The sequence below is a fragment of the Protofrankia symbiont of Coriaria myrtifolia genome, from assembly GCF_900634755.1.
GTDB lineage: Bacteria > Actinomycetota > Actinomycetes > Frankiales > Frankiaceae > Protofrankia > Protofrankia coriariae.
In genome coordinates this window covers 1-7,704 of record NZ_CAAAFS010000291.1, presented here as the reverse complement: position 1 = coordinate 7,704, position 7,704 = coordinate 1, and the positions used below count along the sequence as shown (strand labels likewise).

7 protein-coding genes and 1 pseudogene are annotated in these 7,704 nt (G+C 71.2%); 6 read left to right on the top strand and 2 right to left on the bottom strand.

The features are described from left to right. From CM1CMNOD_RS21920 to CM1CMNOD_RS16350, 5 genes and pseudogenes are all read left to right on the top strand, one after another. Positions 1-580: pseudogene (locus CM1CMNOD_RS21920) on the top strand (hypothetical protein); the annotation flags it as partial. Positions 581-1,006: 426 nt separating this feature from the next. Next, positions 1,007-1,915, top strand: a complete 909-nt coding sequence (locus CM1CMNOD_RS16365; protein ID WP_013874699.1) for an NUDIX hydrolase — start codon at positions 1,007-1,009, stop codon at positions 1,913-1,915. Continuing rightward, the gene (locus CM1CMNOD_RS16360; protein ID WP_013874698.1) at positions 1,912-3,123 is read left to right on the top strand and encodes a molecular chaperone DnaJ; all 1,212 of its coding nucleotides are present in this window, start codon (positions 1,912-1,914) and stop codon (positions 3,121-3,123) included. Before CM1CMNOD_RS16365 ends, CM1CMNOD_RS16360 begins: the two co-directional genes overlap by 4 nt. 65 nt (positions 3,124-3,188) lie before the next feature. Further along, entirely contained in the window at positions 3,189-4,181 is a 993-nt protein-coding gene (locus tag CM1CMNOD_RS16355) for a hypothetical protein (protein WP_013874697.1), read from the top strand. 35 nt (positions 4,182-4,216) lie between these two features. Continuing rightward, complete coding sequence (locus tag CM1CMNOD_RS16350; RefSeq protein ID WP_013874696.1) at positions 4,217-5,602, top strand: adenylosuccinate synthetase; 1,386 nt, start codon at positions 4,217-4,219, stop codon at positions 5,600-5,602. Here the strand turns inward: CM1CMNOD_RS16350 and CM1CMNOD_RS16345 are convergent. Together CM1CMNOD_RS16345 and CM1CMNOD_RS16340 are read right to left on the bottom strand one after the other, a co-directional pair. Continuing rightward, positions 5,550-6,023 carry a VOC family protein gene (locus CM1CMNOD_RS16345; RefSeq protein WP_013874695.1) on the bottom strand — a complete coding sequence of 158 codons (474 nt, stop codon included), beginning with the start codon at positions 6,021-6,023 and terminating at the stop codon, positions 5,550-5,552. The genes CM1CMNOD_RS16350 and CM1CMNOD_RS16345 overlap by 53 nt on opposite strands. A 10-nt stretch (positions 6,024-6,033) precedes the next feature. After that, entirely contained in the window at positions 6,034-6,489 is a 456-nt protein-coding gene (locus CM1CMNOD_RS16340; RefSeq protein WP_013874694.1) for a helix-turn-helix domain-containing protein, read from the bottom strand. Between the two features lie 175 nt (positions 6,490-6,664). Between CM1CMNOD_RS16340 and CM1CMNOD_RS16335 the strand changes: the two genes are divergently transcribed. After that, positions 6,665-7,704 (top strand): ADP-ribosylglycohydrolase family protein (locus CM1CMNOD_RS16335; protein WP_131774069.1); only part of this gene is annotated, 1,040 nt, incomplete at its 3' end.

The window sequence follows — 7,704 nt, the reverse complement described above, 5'->3', positions numbered from 1 at the left end:
ATCAACCACACAGCACCAACGACCCGGGCCTTCAGGCCATCGAGGAGTCCCAGCCAGCCGGGAAACCAACAACAAACGATCTACCAGACCTGACCAGTTACCCGCCCTGCACCGATACGGCTCCATCCACTGGGACAACCTCGACGGCGGACGCCGGTACCTGCCGTTCACGTTCTATGCCCAGTCGAAATTCGCCAACATTCTCTTCGGCCTGGAACTGGACCGCCGGCTGCGGGTGGGCAGGGCGTCGGTACGAAGCCTCCTGTCCCATCCGGGTTATGCGGCCACGAACCTGCAGTCCACCGGGCCGACCGGTCTGCTCAATCGGACACTGAAACTCACCAACAGATTCCTCGCCACGGACGCCGAGACCGGAGCGTTGAACCAGTTGTACGCGGCCACCCATCCGGACGCCAAAAGCGGTCGGTTCATCGGCCCCGTGGTACGTGGCGCGGCCAAGGGCTCTCCCACGGTCGTCCAGCCTGTCAAAGGCGCCCTGGACAGTGCCACCGCGGAACGCCTCTGGAGTCTCTCCGAAGAACTCACCGGAGTCCGTTTCCAGCTCGCTTCCGCCACCTGATCCCCAAACGGGACATCGTTAACACCGTTTCCGCACAGAACAGCTTCGCCGGTCGGCCGGAGGCAGCGCGGCAGTAATTTCTCGCGCTGCCTCCGGTCTGGCTTTCCCGGTTCTCGCCGGCCCTGATGGGGATGCCGCGGATCAGAGCCGACGCCGTGGCCTGGCCCGGGACGCTGCCGCCCGGCCCGCCCGGCCTCCCCGGCCCGGCAGGTACCCGCCCGCGGACGACTGGCCGCTCATCTCCGGCCTGCTCGCCGGTACCGCTCGTCCGCGGATGATCGCCGGCCCGCGTCCCGGATGCTCACTCTTCCCTGGTTTGCCCTCTTGCGCCCCGTGCCGGCGTCCAGTACGTTCTTCTCGAATCGAGAAATTCTCTAGATGAGAAAAACCTGTGTGGGATGCCGGGCGTCCGGAGAGGAGCGGTCGATGGGGGTGGTGGAGTCCAGGGGCCCGTCGGTGCGGGCGGAGCGGGAGGTCCCAGCGGCGGAGCGGAGCCAGCTTGCCTCGTACGATCCGCGGGCCTACGACCCGATCGCGGTCACCGTCGACGTGGTCGCTTTTACGATTCGTGACAGGTCGGGTGCCCTGGGGGCCGATGGTCCGCTGGGCCGGCACGCTCTGCACGTCCTGCTGGTGCGTCGCGGGGAGATGCCGTACGCGGGCCGTTGGTCCCTGCCCGGCGGTTTCGTCCGTGCCCACACCGCCGCGGACGGCACCCGGCACGAGGAGGACCTGCCGCAGGCCGCCGTCCGCGAACTGGCGGAGGAGACCGGGCTCGCCGCGTCGGATGCCACCGCCACCGCCACCGTCCCGCACGACCTGGGACGGGTTCACCTCGAGCAGCTCGGCACCTACGGCACGCCCGGGCGTGACCCGCGTATGCGCGTCGTCTCCGTCGCCTACCTGGCCTTCGCGCCGGACCTGCCCGATCCCACCGCGGGTGGGGACGCCCGCGCGGCCGCCTGGGTCCCGGTCGACGCGGCCGCCGTGATCGACCCGCCCGAACTGGCGTTCGACCACACCCGCATCCTCGCCGACGGCCTTGAGCGAGCCCGCGCCAAACTCGAGTACACGCCGTTGGCGACCGCGTTCGCCGGTGAGCGGTTCACCATCACCGAACTGCGAGAGGTCTACGAGGCCGTGTGGGGGCGGCCCCTGCATCCCGGGAACTTCCACCGGAAGGTGCTGTCCGTGCCCGGTTTCGTCGAGGACACCGGCGCCACCACCGCCCACGGCGGTGCCCGGGGTGGACGTCGCGCTCGGCTCTACCGTGCCGGTACCGCCGGCCTGCTGCACCCCGCGCTGCTGCGCCCCACCCGGGAGCGGGACGCATGACAGCGGACTTCACGGGCTCGGTCCGGCCGTCGGGCGCGCCAGGCTCGCTGCCGCCGCCCATCCCGACCACGATCGACGAAGCCGTGCGGCTCATCCTGCGTGCCAGCGGCCCGTCAGCGCTGTTCGGGCGGGGCGGGGAGGCCTCGGGGACGGACTTACGCGCCGCCCGCCGCGCCTACCGGCGGCTGGCCCGCATGGTCCATCCCGACGCGGTCCCGGCCGACCGGCGGCTGGACGCCCAGGCCGCCTTCACCCGGCTGGGCCGCCTGTGGGAGCGGTACCAGCAGGAGATCGCCGGTGGGGCGGCGAGCGGCCGGGCTGTCGTCACCACTGGCAATCATGTCTACACGGTCGGTGGGGTGTATACCCGCGGTGATATCGCCACCCTGAGTGAGGTCACGTACACGGCTGGCGGTGCTGGCGGTACCGGCGGCGGCGATGGCGCGGTGGCCGGCGCGCTGTTGAAGATCCCGCGGTCGGCCACCGACAACGACCTGATGGAACGCGAGGCCGCGGCGCTGCGACAGCTGGCCGGCAGGGGGGAGAAACGGTTCGCCGCCTACGTCCCCCGTCTCGTCGAGACCTTCCGGCACCGCGACAGCGTCGGCGGCGAGTTACGCCGGGTGAACGTCATCGAGCGCGCCCACGGCTTCCGCTCGCTGGCCGAACTGCGTGCCGTGTGCCCGGACGGGCTCGACGCCCGCGACGTCGCGTGGATGTGGCGGCGGCTGCTCGTCGCCCTCGGGTACGCCCACCAGGCCGGGGTCGTGCACGGCGCCGTCGTGCCCGACCATGTGCTCGTCCACCCGGACGACCACGGCCTGGTACTCGTCGACTGGTGCTACTCGGTCATCACCGCCCTGGACGGCCCGGGTGGTGCCAGTGGCCCGGCTGGGCATGTGCCGGCGATGGTGGACCGCTTCGCCGACATGTACCCGCCGGAGGTCGCGGCCCGGCAGCCACCGAGCGCGGCCACCGACATCCACCTGGCGACGAAATGCATGACGTACCTGCTGCGTGACGACGTCCCCCGCCCGATCCTGCGGTTCGCCCGCGGGTGCACCCTGCCCGCCATGTCCCGTCGGCCGCGCGACGCCTGGCGTCTGCTCGGCGAGTTCGACGAACTGCTGGAACGGCTCTACGGCCCGCGCCGCTTCCGGCCGCTGCATGTCCCGGCCGCACCCCACGACACCGACGGGCCTCCCTGAAATCGCCGGTCACAGGCCCAGCAACAGTCTCGAATCCGCACTCGAACACGAACCGGAGGAATCCCATGGGCAGTGGAGCCTGGTCCACCGACGTCTACGCCGCGGCCGCGAGCTACCGGAAGCATAGTGGCCGCAGCGCGTTCCACTACAGCGACAGCGTCCGTCACAGCAGCTCACGCGACAGCTGGAAAGCCCACCCCGGCCTCGACCCGCACGGCGTCGGGACGCGCGAGAGCCGCGACAGCGACGAGCACCCGACCTCGCTGGCCATCGGCGTCCTGTTCGACGTGACCGGCTCGATGGGGAGGGTGCCGCGCACCCTGCAGAGCAAGCTGCCCGACCTGCTCGGCCTGCTCATCCGCAAGGGATACGTCGACGACCCGCAGATTCTCTTCGGCGCGGTCGGCGCCGCCACCTGCGACCGGGTGCCCCTGCAGATCGGCCAGTTCGAGTCCGACAACCGGATGGACGACCATCTCGGCAACATCTTCATCGAAAGCGGTGGCGGCGGGCAGAAAACCGAATCCTACGAACTGGCCCTGTACTTCATGGCCCGCCACACCTCGATCGACTGCTACGACAGGCGTGGCAAGCGCGGCTATCTTTTCCTCATCGGTGACGAGATGCCCTACCGGCGGGTCAAGCGCCGGGAGGTCGCCGCGGTCATCGGCGACGAGCTGTCCGAGGACATTCCGGTCGAGCACATCGTCGCCGAGGCGCAGCGCAGCTACGAGGTGTACTACATCCTCCCGCAGGGAGCCTCGCACGCCGGGGACACCGAGGTGCTCGCCGCCTGGCGCGCCCTGCTGGGACAGAACGTCATCGAACTGGACGACCTCGACGCCGTGTGCGAGACGATCGCGCTCACCATCGGCCTGGCCGAGGACGCCATCGACCTGGACGAGGGCCTGGGACACCTGCGCGAGACCGGCGGCGACGCACCTGTCGACGCCGTCGGCAAGGCGCTCACCGCATACGCGCGGGACCGCGGGACGGTGGTCGTCTCCGACGGCCTGCCGGGCCTCGACGACGACCCGAAGGGGATCACCCGGCTGTAGGGCGCCCACCGCGAGATGGAGGGAGGAACGTCGCCGTGCCGCACCGCCACGTCCCACACCGCCACGTCCCACACCGCCATGTCATCGTCGTCGACCTCGGGTTCGGTGACGCCGGCAAGGGAACGGTCGTCGACCATCTGTGCGCGCGGGCGGCCGCGCGGGGCCGGCCGGTACACGCGGTGATCCGTTTCAACGGCGGTGCCCAGGCCGCCCACAACGTGGTCACCGACGACGGCCGGCACCACACCTTCGCGCAGATCGGCTCGGGGGCGTTCACCGCGGGTACCGCCACCCATCTCTCCCGCCACATGCTCGTCGACCCGCTCGCGCTGGCCGCCGAGGCCGATCATCTCGAGGCGGTCGGGGTGCCCGGCCCGCTCACCCGGCTGACCGTCCACCGGGACGCCCTGCTCACCACCCCTTACCACGTGGCGGCGAACCGGGCCCGCGAGCGGGCGCGGGTGCCGGCCCGGCACGGCTCGTGCGGCATGGGCATCGGCGAGACCGCCGCCTACGCCCTGACCCATCCCGAGGACAGCCCCCGGGCCGGGGACTGCCTCGCCCCCGCCCGGCTACGCCGCATCCTGACAACGTTGCGTGACCGGCTGGCCGACGAGCTGGGCCCGCCGGCCGTGGCCGCGCCCGCGGTCGACGACTGCGTGGCGGCCTTCCACACCTTCGCCGACGCCGTCGAGCTCGTGGACGACGGGTACGTCGGCAGGCTGCTGCGCGCCGGGCCGGTGGTGTTCGAGGGAGCACAGGGTGTGCTCCTCGACGAGTGGCACGGTTTTCATCCCTACACCACCTGGTCGACGACCACCCCCGCGAACGCGGACAAGCTGCTCGCGGACGCGGGGATGGCGGGGGAGGCGCTGCGGCTGGGGGTGGTGCGCGCCTACACCACCCGGCACGGCGCCGGCCCCCTGGTCACCGAGGACGCGGAGCTGGCCGCCGCGCTGCCCGACGTCCACAACGGCACCGGCCCCTGGCAGGGCGCCTTCCGGGTGGGCCACTTCGACGCGGTGGCGCACCGGTACGCCGTCGACGTCGCCGGCGGGGTGGACGCGGTCGCGCTGACCCACCTTGACGTGGCCGCACGCCTCGACGTGGCCGCCCGGCGGCGTCTCGCCATCTGCCGCGCCTACGAGATCGACGGTGTGCCCGTCAGCCGGCTGACGCCGCGGCCGCCCGGCGACCTGGTGGGCCAGGCGAGGCTGACCAGCCGGCTGGCACGGGCGCGGCCCGTCCTCGAGCCCGTCCCGGACGCCGCCGCCTGGCCCGGGCTGGTGGGGGAGGCACTCGGCGCCCCGGTGACCCTGCTCTCCCACGGGCCGCGCAGCCGCGACAAGACCGGTGTCACATCCGGTGTCAGCGGTTTGCCGGCGCCTCTGCCTGCCAGCGCTTGCGCACCTCGTCGGTGATCTCAGCGGGCTGGGCGGCCGGCTGCCCGATGCGGAGATGGTTGCCGAAGGGGTCGCGCAGCCCGCAGTCGATGCCGTAGGGCTGCTCGGTCGGCTCCTGGGTGAACTCGACGCCGCGGGCCCTGAGCTCCTCGTAGGTCCTGCGACAGTCGTCGGTGCGCAGGATGAAACCGAGGCCCATCGCGCCCTTGGTCACCAGCTCGCGGACCTGGGCGGCGGTCTGCTCGCTCATGGCCGGCGGGCCGGGCTTCTCCAGCAGGATCTCACGCTCGGGGTGGCCGGGGACGCTGACCGTCAGCCAGCGCATGAAACCGAGATCCACATCGGAGGTGATCTCCAGGCCGAGCTTGCCGACGTAGAAGTCCACCGCCTGGTCCTGGTCGAGAACGTAGACGGACGAGTGTGTGATGGCGTTGAACATGCCGGCAACGCTACGGAGGTCCGCCCCGGTCCGCTTCTCCGAAACTGCTCGGTCGTTCTCCGAGGCTGCTCGGTCGCAGCCACGCCATTCCGAAACAGGTCGGTACTGGTGGCGGGGCCGGCGCCGCCCTCGTCCGCCGCCGGTACGAGGACGGTGACTCGCCGACGACGGCGTGGAACGTCCGACTGAAGGTGCCGAGGCTGGTGAAGCCGACGTCGAAGCAGATGTCGGTCACGCTGCGGTCGGTCTCCCGCAGCAGCGCCATCGCCCGCTCGACCCGGCGTCGCTGCAGGTAGCGGTGTGGCGTCTCGCCGAAGGCGCCGCGGAAAGCCCGGATGAAATGCGCCGGCGAGACGAACGCGATCCCCGCCAGGGTGGGGATGTCGAGCGGTTTCGCGTAGTCGCGGTCCATGGCGTCCCGGGCCCGCAGCAGCCGACGGTTGTTCTCCTCGACCGCCCGGTTCACCGACCGCCGCCGTTCACCGGCTTCCACCGTTCACGGGTCGCCGCACGTCAGTACTCTACCGCCGTCTGCCAGCCGTCTGCCAGCCGTCTGGCAGCCGGCCACCCGTGGTGATTTATGCGTTACGGACAACTATTACAGAAAAACCATGTCGACGAATACGAGGAGCATGTCAAAAATGAGCGACCGAGCGAAGGAGCGCACAGTGGCCCCGGGGCAGAATTCCGGGATTTCCTGTCGGGACCGAGTACGTGGCTGCCTGCTCGGTGGAGCACTGGGGGACGCCCTCGGGGCCGGCATCGAGTTCCTGTCGTTGGACGAGATCCGGCGCGTCCACGGGCCGGCCGGGGTGCGCGGCCTGACGGCGGCCTACGGCGTACACGCGCCGATCACCGACGACACGCAGATGACGCTGTTCACCGCCGAAGGGCTCATCCGAGCGTCGGTCCGCGGCCGCTCCAAGGGGATCTGCCATTACCCGACGGTGGTGTGGCGGGCATACCAGCGCTGGCTGGCCACCCAGGAGCACCCCGGGCCGCCAGCCGATACGGAAAGTGACGGCTGGCTGACTAGCCAGCCGCTGCTGTACGCGCGGCGCGCCCCCGGCAACGCATGCCTGTCCGGGCTGCGAATGCCACGGATGGGAACGCCCGCGCATCCCGCGAACCCGAACAGCAAGGGATGCGGCGCGGTCATGCGTTCGGCGCCGTTCGGGCTGCTGCCGACCGGGCCGGAAGCCGCGTGGGAACTCGCCGCCGAATGCGCTGTGCTCACCCACGGTCATCCTGCTGGTTACCTTGCGGCGGCGGCGTTCGCCTGGATCATCAATGTGGTGGCCGACGGTCAGACCCTTGTCGAGGCGGTGGAGTCGGCCCTCGGCCGGCTCGCCTCCGAACGGAACGGCGAGAAGGTTGCCGCCGCCCTGCGCGCCGCGCTGACGGCGGCAGCCGACGGCACACCGACTACCCCGGAGCGGGTGGAGTCCCTCGGCGCCGGCTGGGTGGCCGAGGAGGCGCTGGCCATCGCCGTCCACTGCGCCGTGGCGGCGCCGGCGGATCCGTGGACGGCGCTGCTCGCCGCGGTGAACCACTCCGGGGACAGCGACTCCACCGGCGCGATCTGCGGGAACATCGTCGGCACCATGCTCGGCGAGGGCGCCCTGCCCGCGGACCGGCTCGCCGAACTTGAAGGCCACACCCTCGTCCGCCAGATCGCTGA